The sequence below is a fragment of the Rhizobium sp. 01T417 genome (assembly GCF_056398905.1).
On record NZ_JBFTQH010000009.1, the window covers coordinates 90063 to 113919 of the forward strand.

25 protein-coding genes and 1 pseudogene are annotated in these 23857 nt (G+C 59.6%); 10 read left to right on the forward strand and 16 right to left on the reverse strand.

Features of this window, described 5'->3' with window-relative positions; all coding sequences use genetic code 11:
• Positions 1-220 precede the first annotated feature (220 nt).
• The 3 genes and pseudogenes from AC1DPR_RS12105 to AC1DPR_RS12115 all read left to right on the forward strand — a co-directional run.
• Positions 221-319, forward strand: a pseudogene (locus tag AC1DPR_RS12105) (LysR family transcriptional regulator); the annotation flags it as partial.
• A 1012-nt stretch (positions 320-1331) separates the two neighbouring features.
• Positions 1332-1469, forward strand: coding sequence for a hypothetical protein (locus AC1DPR_RS12110; protein WP_162716094.1), 138 nt, complete (start codon positions 1332-1334; stop codon positions 1467-1469).
• A gap of 471 nt (positions 1470-1940) precedes the next feature.
• On the forward strand, positions 1941-2159 hold the full coding sequence (locus AC1DPR_RS12115) for a DUF982 domain-containing protein (RefSeq protein WP_025659479.1): 219 nt from the start codon (positions 1941-1943) through the stop codon (positions 2157-2159).
• Positions 2160-2301: 142 nt separating this feature from the next.
• On the opposite strand, the gene AC1DPR_RS12120 is transcribed toward AC1DPR_RS12115, so the two are convergent.
• The 5 genes from AC1DPR_RS12120 to AC1DPR_RS12140 form a co-directional block, all read right to left on the reverse strand.
• On the reverse strand, positions 2302-2934 hold the full coding sequence (locus tag AC1DPR_RS12120; protein ID WP_113470037.1) for a hypothetical protein: 633 nt from the start codon (positions 2932-2934) through the stop codon (positions 2302-2304).
• 29 nt (positions 2935-2963) lie between these two features.
• Entirely contained in the window at positions 2964-4358 is a 1395-nt protein-coding gene (locus tag AC1DPR_RS12125) for a selenium-binding family protein (RefSeq protein WP_477816411.1), read from the reverse strand.
• 234 nt (positions 4359-4592) lie between these two features.
• The gene (locus tag AC1DPR_RS12130) at positions 4593-5378 is read right to left on the reverse strand and encodes an anti-sigma factor family protein (protein ID WP_477816412.1); all 786 of its coding nucleotides are present in this window, start codon (positions 5376-5378) and stop codon (positions 4593-4595) included.
• On the reverse strand, positions 5375-5980 hold the full coding sequence (locus tag AC1DPR_RS12135) for an RNA polymerase sigma factor (protein WP_025659483.1): 606 nt from the start codon (positions 5978-5980) through the stop codon (positions 5375-5377). The genes AC1DPR_RS12130 and AC1DPR_RS12135 overlap by 4 nt, the downstream gene beginning before the upstream one ends.
• A 51-nt stretch (positions 5981-6031) precedes the next feature.
• Positions 6032-6622: a tetratricopeptide repeat protein gene (locus AC1DPR_RS12140; RefSeq protein ID WP_018856866.1), complete on the reverse strand. Its 591-nt coding sequence runs from the start codon at positions 6620-6622 to the stop codon at positions 6032-6034.
• Positions 6623-6786: 164 nt separating this feature from the next.
• Between AC1DPR_RS12140 and AC1DPR_RS12145 the strand changes: the two genes are divergently transcribed.
• The 4 genes from AC1DPR_RS12145 to AC1DPR_RS12160 all read left to right on the forward strand — a co-directional run bounded on the left by AC1DPR_RS12145 (position 6787) and on the right by AC1DPR_RS12160 (position 11013).
• Complete coding sequence (locus AC1DPR_RS12145) at positions 6787-7839, forward strand: type III polyketide synthase (RefSeq protein ID WP_018856865.1); 1053 nt, start codon at positions 6787-6789, stop codon at positions 7837-7839.
• Positions 7836-8339, forward strand: a complete 504-nt coding sequence (locus AC1DPR_RS12150; RefSeq protein WP_018856864.1) for an isoprenylcysteine carboxyl methyltransferase family protein — start codon at positions 7836-7838, stop codon at positions 8337-8339. Before AC1DPR_RS12145 ends, AC1DPR_RS12150 begins: the two co-directional genes overlap by 4 nt.
• A gap of 74 nt (positions 8340-8413) precedes the next feature.
• The gene (locus tag AC1DPR_RS12155; RefSeq protein WP_113470040.1) at positions 8414-9661 is read left to right on the forward strand and encodes an NAD(P)/FAD-dependent oxidoreductase; all 1248 of its coding nucleotides are present in this window, start codon (positions 8414-8416) and stop codon (positions 9659-9661) included.
• Positions 9662-9792: 131 nt separating this feature from the next.
• Positions 9793-11013 carry a YeeE/YedE family protein gene (locus AC1DPR_RS12160; RefSeq protein WP_477816413.1) on the forward strand — a complete coding sequence of 407 codons (1221 nt, stop codon included), beginning with the start codon at positions 9793-9795 and terminating at the stop codon, positions 11011-11013.
• On the opposite strand, the gene AC1DPR_RS12165 is transcribed toward AC1DPR_RS12160, so the two are convergent.
• The 8 genes from AC1DPR_RS12165 to AC1DPR_RS12200 form a co-directional block, all read right to left on the reverse strand.
• The gene (locus AC1DPR_RS12165) at positions 11010-11543 is read right to left on the reverse strand and encodes a gluconokinase (RefSeq protein WP_018856861.1); all 534 of its coding nucleotides are present in this window, start codon (positions 11541-11543) and stop codon (positions 11010-11012) included. The genes AC1DPR_RS12160 and AC1DPR_RS12165 overlap by 4 nt on opposite strands.
• A gap of 52 nt (positions 11544-11595) precedes the next feature.
• On the reverse strand, positions 11596-12435 hold the full coding sequence (locus AC1DPR_RS12170) for a dipeptide ABC transporter ATP-binding protein (protein ID WP_018856860.1): 840 nt from the start codon (positions 12433-12435) through the stop codon (positions 11596-11598).
• Complete coding sequence (locus tag AC1DPR_RS12175) at positions 12432-13268, reverse strand: ABC transporter ATP-binding protein (protein ID WP_018856859.1); 837 nt, start codon at positions 13266-13268, stop codon at positions 12432-12434. The genes AC1DPR_RS12170 and AC1DPR_RS12175 overlap by 4 nt, the downstream gene beginning before the upstream one ends.
• Position 13269: 1 nt before the next feature.
• Positions 13270-14160, reverse strand: coding sequence for an ABC transporter permease subunit (locus AC1DPR_RS12180; protein ID WP_477816414.1), 891 nt, complete (start codon positions 14158-14160; stop codon positions 13270-13272).
• A 9-nt stretch (positions 14161-14169) separates the two neighbouring features.
• A complete protein-coding gene (locus tag AC1DPR_RS12185) occupies positions 14170-15174 on the reverse strand; it encodes an ABC transporter permease subunit (RefSeq protein WP_016552833.1) in 1005 nt (334 codons plus the stop codon).
• 90 nt (positions 15175-15264) lie between these two features.
• On the reverse strand, positions 15265-16860 hold the full coding sequence (locus tag AC1DPR_RS12190; RefSeq protein WP_192240770.1) for an ABC transporter substrate-binding protein: 1596 nt from the start codon (positions 16858-16860) through the stop codon (positions 15265-15267).
• 332 nt (positions 16861-17192) lie between these two features.
• Complete coding sequence (gene rirA / locus AC1DPR_RS12195; RefSeq protein ID WP_018856856.1) at positions 17193-17675, reverse strand: iron-responsive transcriptional regulator RirA; 483 nt, start codon at positions 17673-17675, stop codon at positions 17193-17195.
• A gap of 229 nt (positions 17676-17904) precedes the next feature.
• Positions 17905-19401 (reverse strand): CoA-acylating methylmalonate-semialdehyde dehydrogenase, encoded by a 1497-nt coding sequence (locus AC1DPR_RS12200; RefSeq protein WP_018856855.1) that lies wholly within the window; start codon positions 19399-19401, stop codon positions 17905-17907.
• Positions 19402-19593: 192 nt separating this feature from the next.
• Here AC1DPR_RS12200 and AC1DPR_RS12205 point away from each other — a divergent pair, with 192 nt between their 5' ends.
• Both AC1DPR_RS12205 and AC1DPR_RS12210 read left to right on the forward strand, forming a co-directional pair.
• On the forward strand, positions 19594-19908 hold the full coding sequence (locus AC1DPR_RS12205) for a putative quinol monooxygenase (RefSeq protein ID WP_018856854.1): 315 nt from the start codon (positions 19594-19596) through the stop codon (positions 19906-19908).
• Entirely contained in the window at positions 19905-20786 is an 882-nt protein-coding gene (locus AC1DPR_RS12210; RefSeq protein WP_018856853.1) for a LysR family transcriptional regulator, read from the forward strand. Before AC1DPR_RS12205 ends, AC1DPR_RS12210 begins: the two co-directional genes overlap by 4 nt.
• Before the next feature lie 21 nt (positions 20787-20807).
• Here AC1DPR_RS12210 and AC1DPR_RS12215 read toward each other — a convergent pair whose 3' ends face one another.
• The 3 genes from AC1DPR_RS12215 to AC1DPR_RS12225 all read right to left on the reverse strand — a co-directional run bounded on the left by AC1DPR_RS12215 (position 20808) and on the right by AC1DPR_RS12225 (position 22293).
• Positions 20808-21275, reverse strand: a complete 468-nt coding sequence (locus AC1DPR_RS12215; RefSeq protein WP_018856852.1) for a DUF4174 domain-containing protein — start codon at positions 21273-21275, stop codon at positions 20808-20810.
• 64 nt (positions 21276-21339) lie between these two features.
• Positions 21340-21804 carry a hypothetical protein gene (locus AC1DPR_RS12220; protein ID WP_018856851.1) on the reverse strand — a complete coding sequence of 155 codons (465 nt, stop codon included), beginning with the start codon at positions 21802-21804 and terminating at the stop codon, positions 21340-21342.
• A gap of 243 nt (positions 21805-22047) precedes the next feature.
• Complete coding sequence (locus tag AC1DPR_RS12225) at positions 22048-22293, reverse strand: helix-turn-helix domain-containing protein (RefSeq protein ID WP_018856850.1); 246 nt, start codon at positions 22291-22293, stop codon at positions 22048-22050.
• A gap of 582 nt (positions 22294-22875) precedes the next feature.
• Here AC1DPR_RS12225 and ppk2 point away from each other — a divergent pair.
• Positions 22876-23793, forward strand: a complete 918-nt coding sequence (gene ppk2 / locus AC1DPR_RS12230; protein WP_018856849.1) for a polyphosphate kinase 2 — start codon at positions 22876-22878, stop codon at positions 23791-23793.
• Positions 23794-23857 lie beyond the last annotated feature (64 nt).

Consider the following 23857-nt stretch of genomic DNA (forward strand, 5'->3'; position numbering starts at 1 on the left):
GACAAGCTGCTCGCGGCTCGACAACGGGGTATCTGCATCTCATATCTTTGCGATCAGATCGAACTATCTAGAGCTGCTCCATGAGGCGAACACTCGCGGCTTCCAGGATGGCATCCGAATGCTGATGCACCGGTCTGCAGCCGGTCGGCGCCCGTTCGTTTCGAACCATCTCTGCCTTTCCTTCTATCCGCCATCAGCGATCATTACGTATGAAAGCCCGACCACGCTTGGCCGGCGCCGAATTCTCGATATCGCTGTTGCCCCGGCGATCGGTGCCGCCGCAGTTGCACCGTTCCTTGACGACGCGCTCAGCAAGCTTTCCTACTCCGCCAAGGTCGGTCATGACCTGTCGTAGGACCTGCGCGCAGGGTTCGTCTTTCGCAGTGAGCCTCAAGACGTCGACCAGCGAAGCAGCCAACAAAAAAGGCCGGGGCGAAACCGCACCGACCTTCCTCACATCGCTACTCATACCAGTGCCAGTACATCCGTGGTCAAAAGTAGAAAGCGATTGCGGCAAATTGCGAGCGGCAGACATATTCCAGCGCTCATCAGCAATGCCGATGAAAGGCATATAGGCACTCGCTGCGTGAAACGCAAGCGCAATTTTTGGTTTTATTCTCGAAGTCTGATAAAAACAAAAATTGCACGAATTGCGTTGCATCCGGAGCCACGCTCAGGCATGCTCGCTTCTTCAGCAGCCAATGTCACGGGCGCTGCTGCATCAAGGGCTCACAGCCCTCGCCCCAAATTGAAGGAGGACCGAAGTGTCTTCCGAATTCGGTTATGTCTTACATTCCAGGGACCTTACTATGCTGCAACGCATCTTGGATGCGGCTGGATACAGTGCTGCCAATAGTGTTGCTCATCCTGAGCGATACAACATCGCAGCCAAGCTACTTTTCGAACGTTTCCAACATGGGATGACCTCCCCCGACGACCTATCCAGGGAACTGGAAAGGCATTTTGGCCGGGTGATTTCGGCAATATCTCCACCAAGCTTCCAGCGGACACGCGCCTCCATTCAGGGACGGCCTCCCCGGTAGAAATTTCCTGGAGCTGTAGGACTCTCCGCCTTCCCGATGTAGCGGGCCGATAGCATGGAACAACGCGTCAAGGCGGGGATTGAGGGAGTGGATCGCACGGGTGAGGAATGTTTCTCCCTCATGTCTTACGCTGGCTAACTGTGTGATCCACTATTCTCGAATGTGGAATCGGAGACCCTGTGTCGGTACCGAGCTGGCTAGTCTTAGTCGTTGTGAACGCAACCGCGTGCTGCTTCCTGTTGCATCTCCAGAAGAAGACCTTGATATGCTTTTTTGCGAATTGGCCTGGTGACGAACGGCCGCGCCTTCTTCTCGGCAATGCAGGCCTACGCTGGTACGATGACGGAAACAGTCACTCAGGGAGACGCGCAGTCCGCATTTCTCGCAGCGGCTCTTGACGCAGAGGCAGTGTTCCGGATGGCCTAACTCCTTACTGTGAGGATGGTCGTGTCTTCGCCATGAAGATCCCGAGATCACTGATCTCCATCACGTTGTTGTTTAGACCAAGAAGCGTGCCGCCCGCGCTTTGGTTTCGCCGTCGGTGCGGGCGCGCAAGCCTCACGTTCCAGACGGAGGAGCTTCAGCCGCTCCGTCTTCTTGGAAGCCCAAGAAGGAAAAGGCGGCCGCCGACAAAGCCGGCCTGCCCATTTAAAGTTCTCAGCCGAAGGCCAGCCAAAGCGCCCCAAAGAAGAATTGAGGTTCGGAAGGGCGATCGGCATCTGTATCGGTCGCCTTATCGTCGCCCAAGAAACACCGATCCGTTCCTGTTTGAGGCACTTGGCGACCTGCCATCCATTTCTTCCCTTTGATTGCCTGCTGCGAATACCCATCTATCTGAAGGCGGAACGAGTACTCGATGGCGCCGATAAGGGACCCTCACATGATTGGAGTGTGGCCATGCTGGTACACCGATGGGAAACACCTCTCGTGCTGGGAGACAACCGCATTCGTATTGTCGTCGGCTCCCCGGAGGAGGCATTGACCTGGCTCGTCCATGAACCGAACCAGAGTGCGGCCAAGTGGCAACGAGCCTGGAAGGCCTGCCGAGCGGTCGTTGAAGGTCGGATGAAAACGGAAGACGCCAAGTCCGCCGTTCAGCTCGCGGCCACGCGCTAAGTCGTTCGAGTGCACCAATTTCGGTGATCCGGTCCTCAGGCGGCTGCCGGGTCGAGGTCTTGGCTGCTGCCTCTGCTTGATACAAGCTGGACGGCTGCGCGTTTGGTCCTTACTGGTGCGCGTGTGCCAGGTCTACTCGCCTTCACCTGATGATCAGCAGCCCGACACCGGTGGCGAACAGAACCCCCGTCCACAGCAAGTCGACGTTGATCCAGGCACTGCGCAATATTTCGAGCCCGACCCAGCGATAAACCGTCAGCGCAATGAGGCTTGTGACCGCCAACATTGCGAGCGTGTGGACGCCGACTGCGGCAATCGCCATGGCGGCGGAACCGGCGCCGCCAACATTCGGCAATGGCGGCTGGGTCAGACAGAGGGGCATCAGGGCGGGCAGGATCATGAGGCCGGCGCCATGGGCCGTGGCCATCAGGAACGACCAGAACACAAGGCCGGCGAGTCCCGTCCGCAAGCCGACGCGAACGCGGCGACTGTGCCCGAAGACTTGATGGCAGATCGCCCAGGCAACGAGCGTCACGCCGGTGGCCATGCGCACAGCATCCTGGTTCACGAAAAGGCCGGCGGCGACTACAGCTCCGGCCACCAACGCGATGGAGACAGCATGCCCGAGGGCAATGGCGGGTACGGCCTGAACCACCGCCGTGAAACTCTGCCGGTGAACGCCGAGCGCGACGGCAAACAGCCACCCCATCGCGGGATTGAGACCGTGAAAGGCGCCCAGTCCCGCCAGCAGCACCCAGGGCCAGAGCTCGTTCATCGGCGCCTCGTTTGCCTGATGTCGTTTCCCTAGGGATAACAATAGGAATCCGACGAGCAGTCTCCACCTTGCAGGCGGACCTGATGCGGACGGTGTGACTTGGGCCATTCGACGAAGAATTTCTCGTCGAAGGCAATGCCACCTTCCGGCTTCGCATCGAGCTTCACCATCCAGCCCGTTATGCCATCGGGATAGAACTGCTCATCGATCGCCCCGTAAAGCGAGTTGGTGAAGTAGATGCGACGACCATCGCGGCTGATCTCGACCATCTGCGGGCCCCCGTTCAGCGCGCCATTCTCGGCCCCTGGGTGCGACGCACGCGAAACGATACCGCCAATGCGGACCTTGCCGGTCAGCCTCGGTTTGAACGGATCTGATACATCGTACTGAAGGAGATCGCCGGTTCCCCAGCAGGACACGTAGAGAAATCTGTCATCCATCGAGAGATCGATGTCGGTGACAAGCGGCGGCACGGCCTTGAAACCCTTGAGCATTGGCGGCAGTTGGTCGGCATCGGCGGGCTCCGCCGGAATGTCGATCACCTTTGTCACCCCCCATTTTTCACCGTCACGGTGCCAGACCCAAATCGAGGAGGAGAGATCCTCTAGGCTGAGCACGCAGTTGACAAAGCCATAGGCTTTCGTCGGGTCGTGCGCGGGCCTGAGCTCGAATACGAGCTGGTACTTGTCGCCGAAATCGATCGTCTGCAGGTGCTTGCGCGTGTGCAGATCCCAGAAATGCAGACGGCGTCCGTATTTCGCGCCGAGCAGGATGTCGGGGACGAGCCCGTTTTCGAAGGTATCGGGCGTGCCCCACTCGCTGGTAACGAGCGTGTCGTGGCCAAGGTGCCACCATACGTCATAGGAGAGCTGTTGCTCTCCCCGATCTATCTCCCACTGTCCGCGGACCTCGAAAGTCCTGTGATCAATCAGAAAAATCCCGCCTGGGGCCTTGCCTTCGGCATTGCCCAACGCGGCCACATAGATGCCCTCGGGGCCGCAATGGATGGTGTGCGGCCGGGAATAGCCGGCTCGTTCGGCCACGTCCGCGGGCTCAATCACCTTGACGATCTGAGGATTTTTGCCGTCCGGCTTGGTGTCGATGATATGGATTCGGGAAGATTTCAGTCCCGGCACGACCAGATAGCGGCGTTCCGCGTGCGGGTGCGGCGCGTTCGGGCACAGACAGGACGAACAGGCATTCCAGCCGAAATGATGCAGTTCGTCACCGACATTAGGCATCGCGAGCTTGTTTATGATCTGCCCGTAACTGGCCGATGTCGGATCGACATCGACGACGGCAAGTTCATCGGGAACCGCTCGCGTTGGATCGAAGGCGACGACATAGGCAAACGTCTCGGGCGCCGCCTTCATGGCCATGCGTGGCGACGGATAAAAGGTCGGATCAGGTTTCCACGTTTCCATGTGAATTGCTCCTGGCTAGCGTGTGCTGAACAGTGAAAAATGCTCGCTAAATGCTTGCCGACAGCCGACTCACGCTGCGGATGGGGCGGGTCCAAGGACGTTCAAGGGATACCAATTCGAACCGGCCACGCGAGCCGTAGAGGTCATCCTCCCCACGCAACTATCTCAAAAAATCGCGGGATTGGGCAGTCCTTTTTTTTCATAGCCGCTCTCGCCGCCACTCCGCCTCAGACCTCATGCAGTCCTTTTGCGGACATCCTCCGCCAGTTCCTGCATCCGGTCGATCGGAATGCGTCCAATCAGCATGAAGGCGTGCGTTTCGTTCGACCAGTAGACGACATTCATGCCGCGTCGGCCTTCGACGTCGGGATCCTGCTTTCCGACGTCCGAGCGAACGATGCAGAGTGCCAGCGGCCCCGTCTCCGGGTCCAGATAGGCAATCTGTGCGAGCGGCTTTTCGTCGTATTGCAGCAATTGGGCGCGCTTGAACTCGATGCCGGGCAGCGACACCGCTTCGGGTGACAGGGAGATGCCAAGTTTGTCGACGAGCCTGGCGAGCTGGGCTGCCTGCGCTTCGCCTGAAGGCGACGGGCCGGCCAGGGTATCGACAGTATAGAGGGCGAGGTATTCGGCAACGACGGCGCGCCATTCGCTGCTTTCATCCGGAGCATCAACGCGATTGTGGATGCTGATGAAGGCCCGGTCAGCCACAATTCCGGCGAAGAGGCAGGCTGCAAGCGAACCGAGGAAACCGCGGCGACCGAAGCGTTCGGGAGCCGGCTTCGCGTCGGCCGGCGTACCGAGCAAGGTGTCGAGCCTTGCCTTCGGAGCTTCGGCAAGCAGCGGCTCGAAGGCTTGCTTGAAGGGGAGACTGCTCCGCGACAGCAACTCCAGCCTCGCGGCCGCACGCGCGTTCGAGTCGAGAAGCGCCTCGATGCGCGAGACCTCCGTATCCGACAGCTCACCGTCGATATAGGCCGTCAACTCCTCATCGGAGAGGATTTGGTTCTTGTCGTTCATGTAACCCCCTCTCCCGAGACACTGGCGGCTATCTTGGCGCGCGCGGCGGCAAGGCGGCTCATCACGGTGCCGATCGGGATATCCAGTACGCTTGCGACCTCCTTGTAGGAAAGACCTTCCACATAGGCGAGAAAGACCGCTGCACGCTGCGCATCCGGCAGCGCATTGACCAGCCGCAGAACCTGGTTTGCCATGAGATGGGTTTCCGCGTCGCGGGCGCCATCGACAACAAGGGCCTCGTCTGCATCGACGAAGCCCTGACCGAGGCGCACGCGTTGCGACCGGATCTCGTTCAACCAAATGGAATGAAGGATGGAGAACAGCCAGCGGTCCAGCCGCGTTCCCGTCTCGAACTGCTCGACGCGCTCCAGAGCGCGAACACAGGTCTGTTGCACGAGATCGTCGGCAACGTCGCGGCGATGCGAGAGCACAAGGCCATAGCGCCACAGCCGCAGCAGATTGTCCGCCAGGCCACTTTTGATATCGGCTTCGCTTGCGATGAGAGCCTCCGCCACGATTTTTCCTTCCAAAGCCGCCGGTTGCACCGACGGCTCTGGTACTGCGCGACTATAGGCAGGAAATGTGGTGTACGCGACCGGCATTGGAAGGTTCCTATTCAACCGTGGTTGCGCATTCCCGCTGTTCTTCAATGGTCAAGGCTTGAGGATCGCTTCGTTCAGATCGCGATACGCCTCGCAATCGGTGCCGCAGATCGTTTTGATTGTTTCCAGCTGCTCCTTGGCAAGATCGAGCCGACCCTTGATGACGTAGGCTTCGCCGAGATATTCACGAACCTGCGCGTATTTGGGATCAAGCTCAACGGACTTCAGGTAGTAGGAAATGCCTTCATCCGTGCGGCCGAGCTTGCGGGTGGCGTAGCCGCGATAGTTCAGAGCCTCGGCGGTATTCGGATCCTTCAGCGTATCGAGTATGGCGAGCGCTTCTTCATAGCGTCCGGCCTTTGCCAGCGAATAGGCGTAGTCCGTGCGGTTTTCTTCCGTCACGTTGGCGCTGCTCTGTTTGACGCACCTCTTCGTCCTCTTGTCGTACATCTGGCCCTTCTTGCAGGTCGGCATGGTGCTTTCGCTGCTCCTGCCTCCGGAGCCGCTGGACCCGCTGGATCCGCTACTGCTGCCGCCGCTGCTGCTGCCGCCGCCAATCGAAAATGCGGGCGTGGAGAGTGCAAACGCGGCAATGCAGCCGCCGACCAGGATGGAAGCAATACGAACAGTCGCGATCGTCATGGGATATCTCCTACGAAAATGACGTTGGCGGCGAATGAACACCGTTGACTGGCACTTTATTCGATTGCGTGTTCTTCTTTTTTGCACCTTGCGATCTCGGTGCGGGCGAATAAATGCGGGCCTGACGTGTTAGCCGCTCACGCGCCGGGCAAAAGGAGCATCCCGTGAGTGATACCGTAAAACTGTTGAGTCTTGCCGTCGCGACGCCGGAGCACGTCATCACGCAAAAGGAGGCGGCGGAAACCTCTGCGCGCCTGTTTTCGTCCCGCTTCAAGGATTTTTCGCATTTGGCAAGCGTCTTCGAGAATGCCGGCATCAAGAGACGTTATGCCGCCCGTCCGCTGGAATGGTTCATCGAGCCGCACGGTTGGCAAGACAGAATGGAGGCTTATGGCGAAGTCGCGCGCAGCCTGTTTTTCGAGACGGCCACCCATGCACTCAAGCAGGCCGGTCTAAAGGGATGCGACGTCGACTGCATCGTCACCATCTCGTCCACGGGCATTGCTACACCGAGCCTCGATGCACAGCTCGCAGAGAAAATGGGCTTCCGCTCGGACATCGAACGCGTTCCCGTTTTCGGACTCGGCTGCGCAGCAGGTGTTTCCGGGTTCGCCATCGCCTCGCGATTTGCCCGCGATCGGCCGGGCGCAACGGTGCTTTTCGTGGCAATAGAACTTTGCACTCTGGCTTTCCGGCTGGACGAGCTGACGCGCGCAAACATCATCGCCACGGCACTTTTCGGCGATGGCGCGGCCGCCTGCATTCTCCGGGCGGGGCGAGAGGGTAAGGCCGAAGTCGAGTCGACGGGGGAGCATCTTTTCCCCGATACGCTCGGTATCATGGGCTGGAAGATCGACGACACCGGCTTCGGCGTGGTTCTCGCTCAATCGCTACCGCCCTTTGCCGAGACGGAACTCGGCCCGGCCGTCGACGGGATATTGGCGAGAAACGGTCTCTCTCGTCGCGATATAGGTCGCTTCATCTGCCATCCCGGCGGCGCGAGAGTGCTTATGGCCCTGGAGAGCGCGCTGTCGCTAGAATCGGGAACCCTGGATCACGAGCGCGCGGTGCTTGCGGAATACGGAAACATGTCCTCGCCGACGATCCTCTTCGTGCTGGAGCGCGCCTTGAAGGAGGGATTGCCGGAACGCAGCGCAATGGTCGCCCTAGGACCGGGTTTCTCCGCCAGCTGCGTGACCTTGAAGAGAGCGGCATGATGTGGCCCTCCCTTGCACTGCTCGCCTTCGTGACCGCACAGCGCCTCGCGGAACTCGCCCTTGCCCGCCACAATACGCGGGTGCTTCTAAACAGCGGCGCGAACGAGGTCGCGCCGCAGCACTATCCTTTCATGGTAGCGCTGCACGGCTGTTGGATCGCCGGATTGTGGCTGCTGGCGATCGGTCGTCCGGTCGACGCAATCTGGTTTGCCGTCTTCATGGTTTTGCAGGCTGGCCGGCTCTGGGTCATCGGCACGCTCAAGGCGCGGTGGACAACACGCATCATCGTTCTCCCGGGCGCTCCGCTCGTCAGCAGCGGACCCTACCGATTCATGGCTCATCCGAACTATGTCATCGTGGCTGGCGAAATCGCCGTCCTTCCGCTTGCCTTCGGGATGCCCCTCTACGCGGCGACATTTTCAGTGCTGAACGCGGCCGTACTTTACGTCCGCATCAAAGCCGAAAACGAGGCACTCAGAACGACAATGTTTTTGAAATAAAACGACATTTTTCGTTTGCGTGCAGCCTGCCGTAGTTGCATTTTCATTGCTTGGAATAGTTGGAATGCACGGCAATGACAAAGAATGCAATTGTACTGGGCGCCGGTATCGTCGGCGTGTCGACGGCCATTCATCTGCAGCGCAGGGGTCGGCAGGTGACGCTGATCGACCGCAAGGCCCCAGGCAAGGAGACCTCGTTCGGGAATGCCGGGCTCATTCAACGCGAAGGCGTCGTGCCGTACGGTTTTCCGCAGCAACTCGGGCTTCTGATCCGCTACGCTTTCAACAACCGGATCGACGCTCACTACCACCTCAAGGCGCTGCCCGGACAGCTCGCTTTCCTTGCGCGCTACTGGTGGAATTCCGGCGCGAAACGCCATGAGATGATCTCCCGCGCCTATGCCCCGCTGATCGAGCACTCGATCTCGGAGCACAATGATCTGATCGAAGCGTCCAATGCACAGCACTTGATTCGCAAGAACGGCTGGATGGAGATTTTCCGCACGGCTGGCCGGCGCGACGCGGAATTTGCCGAGGCAGAGCGCCTTAGAGCCGAGTTCGGCGTCATGCACGAGCAGTTGGACGCCGCAGCCGTCGCGCGGCTGGAGCCTCATATCAAGGGAGATTTCGTCGGCGGCCTGCGGTGGCGCGATCCTTGGTCCGTACTCGATCCGCACGGTTTGACGATGGCCTACCGCACCTACCTCGAGAGTCTGGGCGGAAGGTGTGTCACTGGCGACGCCAATTCGCTCGGTCGCTCCGGCTCGAGCTGGCGGGTGGTCACCAGCGAGGGGGCTCTGGACGCGGAAGATGCGGTTTTGGCGCTCGGCCCCTGGGCTGCTGTTGCAACACGTCGGCTCGGCTATGCCTTCCCGCTCGGCGTCAAGCGAGGCTATCACATGCATTATGCCGCGGCAGGCGATGCGACCCTCAACAACTGGACGCTCGATGCCGAGCGCGGTTATTTCCTCGCGCCTATGAGCCGGGGCATCCGGCTGACAACAGGTGCGGAATTCGCGGCACTCGATGCGCCGAAGACACCGGTGCAGCTCGATCGCGCCGAGAAGGTGGCACGCACAGTCTTTCCGCTCGGCGAGCGGCTCGATCCGGAGCCGTGGATGGGCGCCCGACCGTGCACGCCCGACATGATGCCTATCATCGGTAAGGCGCCCCGGCACGACGGGCTGTGGTTCGCATTCGGCCACGCTCATCACGGGTTGACGCTCGGGCCTGTCACCGGCCGCGCCCTGGCGGAAGCGATCACCGGCGAGGCACCGTTCATCGATATTTCGGCCTATTCGCCGCAGCGCTTCAACCCATAAGCAACGCACGCATACCAAACAGGCTCATAGAAGGACAACAATCCGCCAGACCGGCGGAAAGGAGGACCTGATTCCTCCAACGTTTACGCCGAGTTGCCTATAAGACGAGGGAAACTCTCAGGAAATCCAACATGTCTATTGCCTCCTCCCCCGCCCTCGAGACACGGCAGCCCCCGCTCGGCACGCCGGGTCTCGGCGCGCTCGTCGTTCTTGTCCTTGGCACGCTACTGCTCGGCTACTATTACGGCCCGGCTCAGGGCGCACTGTTCCTTGTCGGCGGCGCCCTCGGCATTGCCCTCTATCACGCCGCCTTCGGCTTCACCTCCGCATGGCGCGTCTTCATCATGGATGGTCGCGGACGCGGCCTGCGCGTGCAGATGATCCTGCTGGCGATCGCCGTCGTGCTGTTCTTTCCGTTCCTGGCGAGCGGCACGCTGTTCGGCCTTGAGGTCAAGGGTTCGGTGTCGCCCGCAGGCATCGGCGTGCTCGTCGGCGCCTTCATGTTCGGGATCGGCATGCAGCTCGGCGGCGGCTGCGCTTCCGGTACGCTGTTTACCGCCGGCGGCGGAAATGCGCGGATGCTCATCACCCTGTTCTTCTTTATCGTCGGCTCGGTGCTCGGCACCGTGAATTTCGACTGGTGGGTGAGCCTGCCGTCACTTCCACCGACCTCGCTGGTACAGAGCTTTGGCGCCATCGGCGGCATCGCGGTCTCGCTGATCATCTTTGCAGCGATCGCCGCACTGACTGTTGTCGTCGAGAAGCGCTGGCACGGCTCGCTCGAAAGGGAAGCGCCCTCCCCGCGCCGCGGCTTTTCGCGTTTCCTGCGCGGACCGTGGCCGCTTGTCCTCGGCGCCGTTGCCCTTGCCTTGCTGAACTTCGTGACTCTGTCGATCGCCGGTCGCCCCTGGGGCATCACCTCGGCTTTTGCACTTTGGGGCGCCAAGGGCGCACAGATCATTTGCATTGACCCGACCGCCTGGGCTTATTGGCAGACGCCCGCCAATGCCAAGGCGCTGGCCGACAGCGTCTTTGCGGATATCACCTCCGTCATGGATTTCGGCATCATTGCAGGTGCAATGCTCGCCTCGTCGCTCGCCGGTCGATTTGCACCGAGCTGGGATATTCCGCTGCGTTCGGTTCTAGCTGCTGTGATCGGCGGCCTGCTGCTCGGATACGGCGCACGCATCGCCTACGGTTGTAACATCGGCGCCTATTTCTCCGGCATCTCGTCGGGCAGCCTGCATGGCTATCTCTGGGCCGTGGCCGCATTTGCCGGCAATGTCATCGGCGTTCGCCTGCGGCCCTATTTCTTCTTCGAGAAGAAGGTCCTGCTGCGGACCGACGGCTAAGCAACGCCCAAAGACTTGAGATCGCGGAGCGCCGTTTCCGCCATCCCTTCGATTGTATTGTCGATATCGACGGTCACGACGCCGAGCTCGCCGGTCGGCACTTCGAGTGTCGCGAGTTGGCTTTCCAGCAAGGATGCAGGCATGAAGTGACCCTTGCGCTCACCCATCCTCTTCGTGAGCAGCTCCTTCGAGCCTGACAGATAGACAAAACAGAGTTTTCCATTCACTGCCTTGCGCAGCCGGTCGCGATAGATGCGCTTCAACGCCGAGCAGGAAACGATGACGCCCTGCCCACGATCAAGCGACGCTTTCATTGTCTGACCGATGAGGTCGAGCCAAGGCATCCGGTCGTCATCCGTCAAGGGAATGCCCTTCGACATCTTCTCGACATTCGATGCAGGATGCAGCTGGTCGCCCTCGACAAATTGCATGCCGAGGGCGTCCGAAATCTTCAGGCCGATCGAGGACTTGCCGCAACCACTGACCCCCATGACGATGATGGCGTAAGGGGTTCCGTTGGTCTCTGGCATTGCTTGTCTCTCTCAGCGTTCCGGCACTCCCGGGGACGGGAGAACGACGACCTTATGAAGCAGCGAGTGTCGCACTCTTGCGCGCAAGGCGAGCCTTGATGGTGTCAACATCCGCGCGCGGCGTGGCCGCAAACAAGGTCTTCGTATAGCTGTGCTGCGGATCGTTGAAAACCTGATCCCGCGCGCCATACTCCACAGCTTCACCGAAATACATCACCATGACGTCGTCGGCCATATAGCGGACGACCGAGAGATCGTGGCTGATGAAGACATATGTGAGGTTCAGCTCGTCCTGCAAATCCGCGAGCAGATTGAGAACCTGAGCCTGGACCGAAAGGTCGAGTGCAGACACCGGCTCATCGAGAACCAGAAGCCGCGGCTTCAGCATCAAAGCGCGGGCGATCGCGATACGCTGGCGCTGGCCGCCGGAGAACATGTGCGGATAGCGATTGAAATGGATCTCCTGCAGGCCGACCTTCTTGAGCATCGCCATCGCCAATTCGCGCCGCTCAGCGGCGGCCGTATCGGTGTTGATGATCAGGGGCTCCATCAGGATGTCGCCGATCTTCTTGCGCGGGTTCAGCGAGCCGTAGGGGTTCTGGAAGACAATCTGCACCTTGCGGCGAATTTCCGGTGTCAGATCGCCTGCAGCGATATCGATCTTCTTGCCGTCGATGAAGAGATCGCCACCGCTCGCCGGATCGATCATCGTGACGATGCGGGCGAGCGTCGACTTGCCGCAACCGCTTTCGCCGACGATCGCCAGCGTCTTGCCCTGCTCTACCTTGAAGCTCACACCCTTGACGGCGTGTACGGTTCTCTCCTTCTTGAAGAGACCGCCCGGCAGATAATAGTTGCGGACAATGTTCTTTGCTTCGAGGACTGGCGTCATTGGGCCGCTCCCTTGAAAATTTCGCCGATGGTCGGCAGTCGATCACCGGTGGCATTTTCCGGCAGGGCGGCAAGCAGCGCTCTCGTGTAATCGCTCTTGGGCGACTCGAAGAGCGACAGGACGTCGGCCTCTTCCATCTTGCGGCCCTTATACTGCACGATCACGCGATCGGCTGTCTCGGCGACAACGCCCATGTTGTGCGTGATCATGATCAGGCCCATGCGGTGCTCCGTCTGCAGCCGCATCAGGAGATCGAGGATCTGCTTCTGAATGGTGACGTCGAGCGCAGTGGTCGGCTCATCGGCAATCAAGAGCTTCGGATTGCAGGCGATTGCGATGGCGATCATGACGCGCTGGCACTGACCACCCGACATCTGGTGCGGGAAATGGCCAAGGCGCTCGGCAGGATTGGGAATACCAACGGCCTCGAACAGCTCGATGGCGCGCTTGCGCCGTGCAGCCTTGTCCAGCCCCAGATGGATTCGCAGAACTTCTTCGATCTGGAAGCCGACGGTAAAACAGGGATTGAGGCTGGCGATCGGCTCCTGGAAGATCATCGACATATCCTTGCCAATGATCTTGCGCCGCTCGCTCGCCGACATGCCAAGCAGGTTGCGGCCGTCGAAGACCATCTTGTCGGCCGTTACCTTTGCCGTCCAGGGCAGAAGGCCCATCGCCGCGAGCATGGAGACCGACTTGCCGGATCCGGATTCTCCGACGATTGCCAGGACTTCACCCGCATCCACCTTGAGCGACACGCCATCAACTGCGCGAAACGGGCCCGTGGACGTCTGAAACTCAACGGCGAGATTTTCGATTTCAAGAAGTGCCATATCAGGACCTCTTCAGCTTGGGGTCGAGCGCATCGCGCAGGCCGTCGCCCATCAGATTGATGGCAAGAACGGTGATCAGGATGCAAAGACCGGGGAAAGTGACGAGCCACGGGGAGCTCTGGAAGAATTCGCGCGCATCGGCAAGCATCGTGCCCCACTCCGATGTCGGAGGCTGGGCGCCCATGCCGAGGAAGCCGAGGGCTGCGGCATCAAGGATCGCGGCGGAGAATGCGAGCGTTGCCTGAACGATCAGCGGAGCCAGGCAGTTCGGCAGGATCGTCTTGAACATCAGACGGAAGGTGCCGGCGCCCGCGACGCGCGACGCTACGACATATTCCTTTTCGCGTTCGCTGATGACGGCGGCGCGCGTCAGTCGCACGAAATGCGGCTGGTTGACGATCGAGATGGCGATCATGGCATTGAGCAGGCCCGGTCCCAGAACGGCGACCAGCACGAGGGCCAGCAGCAGCGAAGGGAATGCCAGGATGATATCCATGACGCGCATGATGAAGGTGTCGACGCGGCCGCGGAAATAGCCTGCAACGAGGCCGAGCAGCACGCCGGCGACAGCCGACAGCGAGGCGACGACGAGGCCGATGAACAGCGAGAAGCGCGTGCCATAGATGAGGCGCGACAGCATATCGCGACCGACGGCATCCGTTCCGAGCAGGAACATCGGATTGCCCTTGTCCGACCAAACCGGCGGGACGCGCTGCATGCCGTCGAAAGGAACGTTCGGATCATGCGGGGCAATCAACGGCGCGAAGATCGCTGTCAAAAGCACGAGCAGGAAGATGCCGAAGCCGATGACGRCACCCTTGTTGCGAGAGAAATAGTACCAGAACTCAGAGAGCGCTGACGGCTGGGTCGACTTGGTGGTTATCGCACTCATAAGCCGCTCCTAGTGACGAATACGTGGGTTGATCAGACCGTACATGAGGTCGACGATCAGATTGACGATCATGATGATGCCGGCGATGAGCAGCAGGCCACCTTGAACGACGGTGTAGTCGCGCTTGAAGACCGCATCGACCATCCACTTGCCGATACCAGGCCAGGAGAAGATCGTTTCTGTCAGGATCGCGCCGCCGAGCAACACGCCGACCTGCAGACCAATCGACGTCACGACCGGGATCATCGCGTTGCGAAGCGCGTGCAGGCCAACGACGCGGATGGGGGCGAGACCCTTGGAGCGCGCGGTGCGAACATAATCTTCGCCGAGCACTTCCAGCATGGCCGAGCGCGTCTGTCGCGCGATAACCGCAAGCGGAATGGTGCCGAGAACGATCGTCGGCAGAATGAGCGAGACGAACGCCGACTTGAATGCACCGGCCTGGCCGGAGAGCAGGCTGTCGATCAGCATGAAGCCGGTGACCGGCTTGAAGAAATACATCAGCGAAATGCGGCCGGACACGGGTGTCCAATGCAGCGTGTTCGAGAAGAGAACGATGAGCAGCAGGCCCCACCAGAAGATCGGCATCGAGTAGCCGACGAGGGCAACGCCCATCACGCTCTGGTCGAACCAGGTTCCTCGCTTGACCGCGGCGAAGACGCCGGCGGGAATGCCAAGCACGATGGCAAAAATGATCGCACAAAGCGAAAGCTCAAGCGTCGCCGGAAAGAGCGAGCCGAACTCCTGCAGAACCGGGCGCTTGGTAACGATCGACGAGCCCAGATCACCCTGCACCACGTTACCGAGGTAGTCCAGGTATTGAACATAGACGGGTCGATCGAGGCCGAGATCATGCATGACCTGGGCATGGCGTTCCGGCGCCATCACGCGCTCGCCCGACATCAGCATGACCGGGTCACCGGGCAGCAGGCGGATGAACGAGAAGGCGATGAGTGAAACGCCGATGAAGGTTGGGATCAGGATCGCGAGGCGTCCGATGAGAAATCGCAACATTGGCAAGTGTCCATAGTGTTCCGGCGGTCAGGTATCAAACCTGACCGCCGGCCAAGCCCGGGATTGCCGGGCATCTTTGCATAATTTTGATTACTCGGCGATATCAACGCCGTCGAAACGGTGAACACCAACCGGATCCTGCACGTAGCCGGAAACCTTGGCGCTCATCGGTACGAATTCCGTGGAGTGATCGATCGTCGCCCACGGAGCTTCCTTCTTGAAGACGACCTGCGCCTGTTCGTAGAGCTTGGTGCGCTCTGCGACGTCAGCGGTCTTCTTGGCCTTCTTCACGAGATCGTCGAATTCCTTGTTGCACCACTGTGCACGGTTGTTGCCGCCGACGGCTTCGCAGCCGAGCAGGGTGTCAAGGAAGTTGTCCGGGTCGCCGTTATCGCCGGTCCAGCCGAGGATCGCAGCGCCGTCACGGGCCTTGTCCTTGGAGAGCTTGAGGTATTCAGCCCATTCGTGGGTGACGATGTCGACCTTGACGCCGACCTTGGCAAGGTCAGCCTGCATCAGTTCAGCGGCGCGACGTGCGTTCAGCATGTACGGACGCGAAACCGGCATAGCCCAGATCTTCATGCTGAGATCCTTGACGCCAGCCTTTTCGAGCATCTTCTTTGCTTCGTCCGGGTTGTATACGTCATCCTTGATGTCGTCGTTATACGACCACATGGTCGGCGGGATCGGGTTCTTGGCAACCTGGCCAGCACCCTGGAAGACGGCCTGCACAATCGCCTGCTTGTTGATCGCCATGTTCAGCGCCTTGCGCACTTCGGCCTTGTCGAACGGAGCCTGGAGCGTGTTGTACGCGAGATAGGAAACGTTCAGGCCTGGCTGTTCCAGAACCTTCAGGTTCGAGTCCGTCTGCAGGTCCTTGATGTCAGCCGCGTTCGGATACGGCATGATGTGGCATTCGCCGGCCTTCAGCTTCTGAGCGCGGACGGAAGCGTCCGGGGTGATCGCGAACACGAGATCGTCGATCTTTTCCTTGCCCTTGAAGTAGGTTTCGTTGGCCTTGTAGCGGATGACAGCATCCGGCTGGTAGGCAACGAAGGTGTACGGACCGGTGCCGAGCGGCATCTGGTTCATCTGTTCCATCTTGCCGTCAGCCTGCAGCTTGTCAGCATATTCCTTCGACAGGACGGACGCGAAGTCCATTGCCAGGTCGGCGAGGAACGGTGCTTCCGGATGGTTCAGGATGAACTTGACGGTCAGGTCGTCGACCTTCTCGACGGACTTGATGAGTTCCGGGAAGCCCATGCCCGCGGCATATTCGTATGAAACGCCGGCAACGTACTTGGCCCAGGGGCCGTCAGCCTTCAGCTGGCGCTCGAACGAGAAGACGACGTCGTCAGCGTTCAGATCGCGGCTCGGCGTGAAGAATTCGGTCGTTTGGAACTTGACGCCCGGACGCAGCTTGAAGGTGTAGACCGTACCGTCGTCGGAAACCGTCCAGCTTTCGGCCAGGCCCGGCTCAATTTCGGTCTTGCCATGTTGGAACTCGACGAGACGGCTGTAAACCGTACGCGAGGAGGCATCGAAGGTGGTGCCTGCGGTATAAATGCCCGGATCGAAGCCTTCCGGCGACCCTTCAGAGCAGTAAACGAGCGTTTTAGACCAGGCTGCGGATGCCATGGCCGAAGCCAGGACCGTCGCGGCCAGCAAGACAGACATCTTTTTCATGATATCGTTTCCCAGGTTTGTTCTTTTATTTGAGATCCCGGGGAACCCGGAATGACGGCAGATGGAACGACATTTGTTTGCTGAAATCAACGACCGAAGTGGAAAATTCTTCCAGATGGGCAACTTTAGTAATTTTCCGCCAAAAATGGGCCGCACTTAGAAATAAACGGACTGAATAAACGTGATTCTTGTCGCATTTGGTATAATTTCGCGCCAGCTGCGACCTTTTCACACACGCGTCACGCGAAACTCCCGACAAAAAACTCCCCTAGAACGGAACGGCCGCGGCATTTGACGCTGCCGCGGCCGGATCAAAATTTCGTCATCGCCGATCAGGCAGCGGGTGCCACGACGGGGGATTTGCGGCGTTCGTGCTCGCCGGTCAGGCCCAGCAGGAAGTTGATCTGCGGCCGCGCCTTGACGAGGTCGTCAATCGAATATTGCGCCAGCACGTCGAAGAAAGCGTTGAGGGCCTTGCGCAAGGCGGAGTTCAAACCGCAGCTGTCGACAAGCGGGCATTCGACCATGCCGTCATCCTCGAAACACTCTGCCATTGCAAAACTGTCTTCCGTGACGCGAACCACGTCGAAGAGGCTGATGTCTTTCGCAGGCTTGCCGAGCCGAACGCCACCGTTGCGACCGCGAACCGTCTCGACCAACCCTGCCTTGTTCAGAGGCTGCAGGATCTTGAACAGAAAGAGTTCGGAAACACCGTATGCCTTGGCAATCTCCGGAATCCGGCTCAGCTGCCCCTCATTGGCAGCACAATACATCAACATGCGAACCGCATAGTTGGTCTGCTTGGTCAAACGCATGCCGATCTCCAGAATCGTCAGTTACACGTGGTCTATATAGTGGCTTTGCTAGTTTTGAACAATTCCAAAATATGAAAATCATAATCATCTTATGTGAGACGGATTGCCGCGACGTTATTTGGTCCGGAACCCGGGATCATGTCACGCGAGACTTTCGATGACGGCCAGAACCACGTTCAACGCAAATTGGGGGCCGAAGCCCCCAACTCAATAACATCGTTCGTTCGTCTTACTTCATCGTCGGCATGACGAATTCGGCGCCGTCCTTGATGCCCGAGGGCCAGCGGGCGGTAATCGTCTTCGTCTTGGTCCAGAACTTGATCGAGTCCGAACCATGCTGGTTGAGGTCACCGAAGCTCGAGGCCTTCCAGCCGCCGAAGGAATGATAGGCCAGAGGAACCGGGATCGGGACGTTGATGCCGATCATGCCGATGTTGATGCGCGAGGCGAAGTCACGGGCGGCATCGCCGTCGCGGGTGTAGATCGCGACACCGTTGCCGTATTCGTGCTTCATCGGCAGGTCGAGCGCTTCCTCGTAGTTCTTGGCACGGACGACGGAGAGAACGGGCCCGAAGATCTCCGTCTTGTAGATATCCATGTCCGGCGTGACATGATCGAACAGCGTACCGCCGACGAAATATCCGTCTTCATAACCCTGCAGCTTGAAGCCGCGGCCATCGACGACGAGCTTTGCACCCTGCTCGACGCCACGATCGATCAGTCCGTTGACGCGGGCGTAGGCTTCCTTGGTAACGAGCGGACCCATATCGGCCTTCTCGTCCGTGTAGGGGCCGATACGCAGCGATTCGATCTTCGGCGTCAGCTTCTCGACGAGGCGATTAGCGGTTTCCTCGCCGACCGGGACGGCGACCGAGATCGCCATACAGCGTTCGCCGGCAGAGCCGTAACCTGCGCCCATCAGTGCGTTGACGGCCTGGTCCATGTCTGCATCAGGCATGATGATCATGTGGTTCTTCGCGCCGCCGAAGCACTGGGCGCGCTTGCCGTTCATGGCGGCCGTTCCGTAGACGTAGCGGGCAATCGGCGTGGAGCCGACGAAGGAGACCGCGCCAATATCCGGATCCGTCAGGATAGCGTCGACGGCAGCCTTGTCGCCATTGACGACGTTGAGGATGCCTGCCGGGAGGCCTGCTTCGATCATGAGTTCGGCGAGACGCAGCGGCACGGACGGGTCGCGCTCGGACGGCTTCAGGATGAAGGCGTTGCCGCAGGCTATTGCCGGCGCAAACATCCACATCGGGATCATGGCCGGGAAGTTGAACGGGGTGATGCCCGCACCGATGCCGACCGCCTGGCGCATGGAGTACATGTCGATTGCCGGGCCGGCGCCTTCCGTGAATTCGCCCTTCTGCAGATGCGGAATACCACAGACGAATTCGCAGACCTCAAGACCACGAACGATGTCGCCCTTGGAGTCTTCGACTGTCTTGCCGTGCTCGGTCGAGAGGAGGACAGCGAGTTCATCCATGTGCTTGTTCAGCAATTCGACGAACTTGAAGAAGACGCGGGCGCGGCGCTGCGGGTTCGTCGCCGCCCACTTTGGCTGAGCGGCCTTGGCGTTCTCGACTGCGGCGCGCAGTTCCTCGACATTTGCCAGCGCCACAGTGGCCTGGACTTCGCCGGTTGCCGGGTTGAAGACGTTGCTGGTGCGGCCGCTGGTGCCGGCGACGTGCTTACCGCCGATGAAATGACCGATCTCACGCATGGATGTGCCTCCTCCTGTTTTTGGATGCCGAAACAATCACACTTCAATTTGCACAAATCAATGCGCTGAGATAAGCAACCGTTGTGCGTAAATTGAAGCCCAGCTGATCGAGCTGATGCTTCTCTCAAGGTCCACGCAGGACTCCGCTAGACTACCACGGTCGATGCAAACTGAAGAGGAGATAGTGCTTCGATGAGCACGAAACTGGTTGTCAGAATGGCCGAGCTCGAAATCGATCCCGACCAGCTTGAAATCTATCGCCTTCTGTTGACCGAGGAGATCGAGGCCTCTGTCGCACTGGAGCCCGGCGTTCTGTCGCTGAACGCCGTTTCCCTCAGGGACAGTCCGCAAAAGATCCGTATCCTCGAGGTCTATGCGAACCAGGCAGCCTACGAAGCGCACCTGCAGACACCGCATTTCCTCAAATACAAGAACAGAACCGCGGGAATGGTGAAGTCCCTGACGCTCATCGACGTCGACCCGATCATGATGCGTGGCAAGCCATGAACTGGGACGATGTCCGCATGTTCCTGGCCGTGGCCCGCACCGGGCAGATCCTTGCGGCCTCGAAACGTCTGGGGCTCAACCATGCCACCCTCTCTCGACGGCTCACCTCGTTGGAAGAGGCGCTGAAGAGCCGCCTCTTCGTCCGCCGCACAAATGGCTGCGAGCTGACGGCCGAGGGCGAGGTTTTCCTCGCCTCTGCGGAGCGGATGGAAACCGAAATGCTGTCCGTGCAGGCAAATCTTGGCCGTACCGATACGGCAATCGCCGGGACGGTGCGGGTGGGAGCGCCCGACGGTTTCGGCGTTTCCTTTCTCGCGCCCCGCATGGGTCGACTGATCGAGCGTCATCCGGAACTGAAGATCCAGCTTGTGCCGGTGCCGCGATCATTCTCGCTTTCACAGCGTGAGGCGGATATCGCCATCACGCTGGAGCGGCCCGAACAAGGCCGGCTCGTGTCGGCCAAGCTCACCGACTACACGCTCGGCCTTTATGCATCACGAAGCTATGCCGAACTTAATGGCCAGCCCGCCAACGTCGAGGCGCTGAAACAGCACCGGCGGATCGGCTATGTTGAGGACCTGATCTTTTCCCAATCGCTGAACTTCACCGGCGAGGTGATGCGGAACTGGAACGCCGCCTTCGAGATTTCTTCGGCGACGGGGCAGACAGAAGCCGTGCTTTCCGGCGCCGGGATCGGCATCCTGCACGACTATATTGCCCGGCAGAATCTCGAACTCGTGCGCATCCTGCCCGATATCTCGATCCGGCGAGCGTACTGGACGACGTTTCATGAAAGCGCACGCGAACTCGTGCGGGTGCGTACCGTTTCCGATTTCCTGCAGGAACTCGTGGCCGCCGAGCGCCACATATTCCTGTAACATCGGGTCAACGCGGCAGGGTCAGTCGCGCTTCTCAGATTCTTCGCTCGTCTGCTGCTTCTCTGCCGCAACTTCGGCAGCGCGCACCGGCATGCTGTCGATGATCGCAAACAGTTCGGCGCTGGTGACCGGCTCGCTCACCTTGAGCTTTACCGTTCCATCCTTGCCGACGAGAAAGGCTGCGAACTCTCCGGCAGTCGGATCACCCAAATCGCGGGCAATCGCCGCAGCGTCCAGCTTTTCGCCAGCGCCGAAAAGCTCCCTGACACTGCCGCCGACGATCTTGAGAATGACCATATCGCGGTCCTGCAAGGCATCGCGATCGGCAAGCAACTGGTTTTCCTGGCGAGCAGCCCGCGCGTTTCCCTTGTCTGCAAAGATGACAAGGACACGGTTCCGCCACTGGAATTGCTCAAGGCTCGCAATGGCGGAATAGGCTTCGTTGCCTTCATCCACCTTGGTCGCGCCATATAGAAGCGTCTTCGACATGCGCATTTCTCCTATCGACTAAAACGTCCAAGGAGCGAGCGCGGTTCCATCCCCAATCGATCGCTTAGCTGCGCCAGGATTTTCGCGACTGCCACAAGGCGCCGAACAGGATGAGCAACAGCGGAACGCTGCCATAGGACAAGGAGACTTGCGCCAACTGATCCAGTCTCTGGGGAGGTGCATCAACCGCGATCGGATTGCGTATAAGGCTCGCGCTGAGACTATAGGCAGCGCGCGAGACGGCCGCGACCGCGATGATCAATCCGGCCATGTCGATGAAGCGCGAATGTGCCCGCATGCTATCGATGACAACGGTAGAAAGGCCGCACAGAAAGGCCACCAGCAGCAGATAGGCCGCCCCACCCAGCAACCGGAAATCCCCGAGAACGATATCGTCCGACTCGCTGACCAAGCTGACTTTCAGGACTGGGAGCAAGACCGCAAGAATGGCAAGGACGGCAAGCGCGCTACGCTTGATGAGCTCGTTCAAATCAATCCGCGTGGCGCCAATGCGTCGAGCCCGGCTCATTGCCCTCTCCTCTATACACAAAACCGCCGAAGTGCACAGGCACCCGGCTCGTTCGAGGGCGGACATTTGCGATGAAGTTGCTAACGCACCGGACAATCAGCGGCGGTAAAATTACCCTTCGCGAGCAAGAGCGTTCAGCGGTTCGGAGGAGATGGTTAAGAAAAGATGAAGGGCGGTGTTACAGGCGTTTTTGGGAGAGGCAAGGCCAGGCGGGCGACTGCCTGCCCGGCCCTGAGGTCATTATCACATCGGAGCAAACGATGAGAGCGGCACCTGCAATGCAGAGGCGATCCGCTTGAGCTTGGCGGGATCAGCATCCTCACCACTCTCGATTTCCTCAATCTCATTAACAACCAGGCCACAAGTCACTGCGAGGTCGTCGAGGCTATAGCCTACGGCCTCTCGAGCGGCACGTACAGCAGCGGCTACATTCACGGCCGAAACGGCGGTAGCCTTGGATGCATCCAGATTGCTGAGCGAAATGGACATTTACGTCTCCTTCTGAAATCACTCTGAATTAACCCCCGACCGGAAAATGACACCCCCGATCACGATTTGCAATGCAGTACGGTTAATCCGTGATCAACGAGAGCGCGGCAACGGAGCCTCGGGCAAGTGGGCAAAATCTGATTGCCCCTTGTTCGCAAAGCACATTTTCCTGACCGCCTCGCCGGCCACATGGACGTTGCCACCTGTTGAAAAAACGTCTCGCACGCGGCGATTTGTCACCTATTCTTAGGCATGGGCGCATGTTTCGGGCGAATCATTTGCGGCCGAAACTGGGCAAATGAGACGACAAAGGCCGGGAGACGAGTTCTCGATGAAAGCGCATCCGCGGTTCATGTGACACCGCCCCTAGGTTACTGCCCGGCCCTCATTCACTCGGCGGGCGCACGCAAAAAGCGACCACTCTTCGAACGCAGCAAAGCCCACGCCGAGTGTCACAGGAGGTTCATTCTAAGGGAATAAATCCGACTAAGGATCTGCTGGAAGATGACGACTGTTCAGAGACATCGTCGCCATGCCGCCACGTTTCAAACCGCGCCACGAACGCATCGAGGGTGAACGCCTATGAACAACATATCCGACATCAACCAGTCCGATTGGCTCGAAGCCGAACTGGCCGACACCATCGATGAGGACTACGAGCTGGAACTCTCGGAGCCGGCGCTGTCAGACGCGATCCGCAAAATCTATCGCAACGCCCATCCGGCATCAATCCCGCGGCTCGACTATTTTCGCGCGCTGCTTTCGCTGCAGGCGGAGTTGATCAAGCTTCAGGATTGGGTGGTCTATAATAAGGAGAAGGTCGTCGTGATCTTCGAGGGTCGCGACTCCGCCGGAAAGGGCGGCGTGATCAAGCGCATCACGCAACGCCTCAATCCGCGCGTTGTCCGCGCCGTCGCCCTGCCCGCGCCTTCCGACCGCGAGAAGACTCAGTGGTACTTCCAGCGCTATGTCCCGCATCTGCCTGCCGGGGGCGAAATCGTTCTTTTCGACCGCTCCTGGTACAATCGCTCGGGCGTGGAGCGGGTGATGGGCTTTGCGAGCGAGGACCAGGTCGAGGAGTTCTTCAACGACGTGCCGGAATTCGAACGCATGCTCGTTCGCTCAGGCATCCGGCTTGTCAAATACTGGTTCTCGATCACCGATGAAGAGCAGCAGATGCGCTTCCTCGTGCGCATCCACGACCCGCTGAAGCAGTGGAAGCTTTCGCCGATGGACCTGCAATCGCGCGTCCGCTGGGAAGGCTATACCAAGGCGAAGGAAGAGACCTTCGCGCGCACCAACATTCCGGAAGCCCCGTGGCATATCGTCGAAGGCAACGACAAGAAGCGCGCACGGCTGAACTGCATCGATCACCTGTTGCGTCAGATCCCTTACACTGAGGTGCCGCACGAGGAGATCACCCTGCCCAACCGCGTCTTCAATCCGGACTACGAGCGCAAGGTGCTGCCGCCAGAACTCTACGTTCCATCGAAGTATTGATTGGTATGCGCTTGGGGGAACGGGGCATTCGCCTTGTCCCCACTCGCGCGGCAGGCGAAGCGGT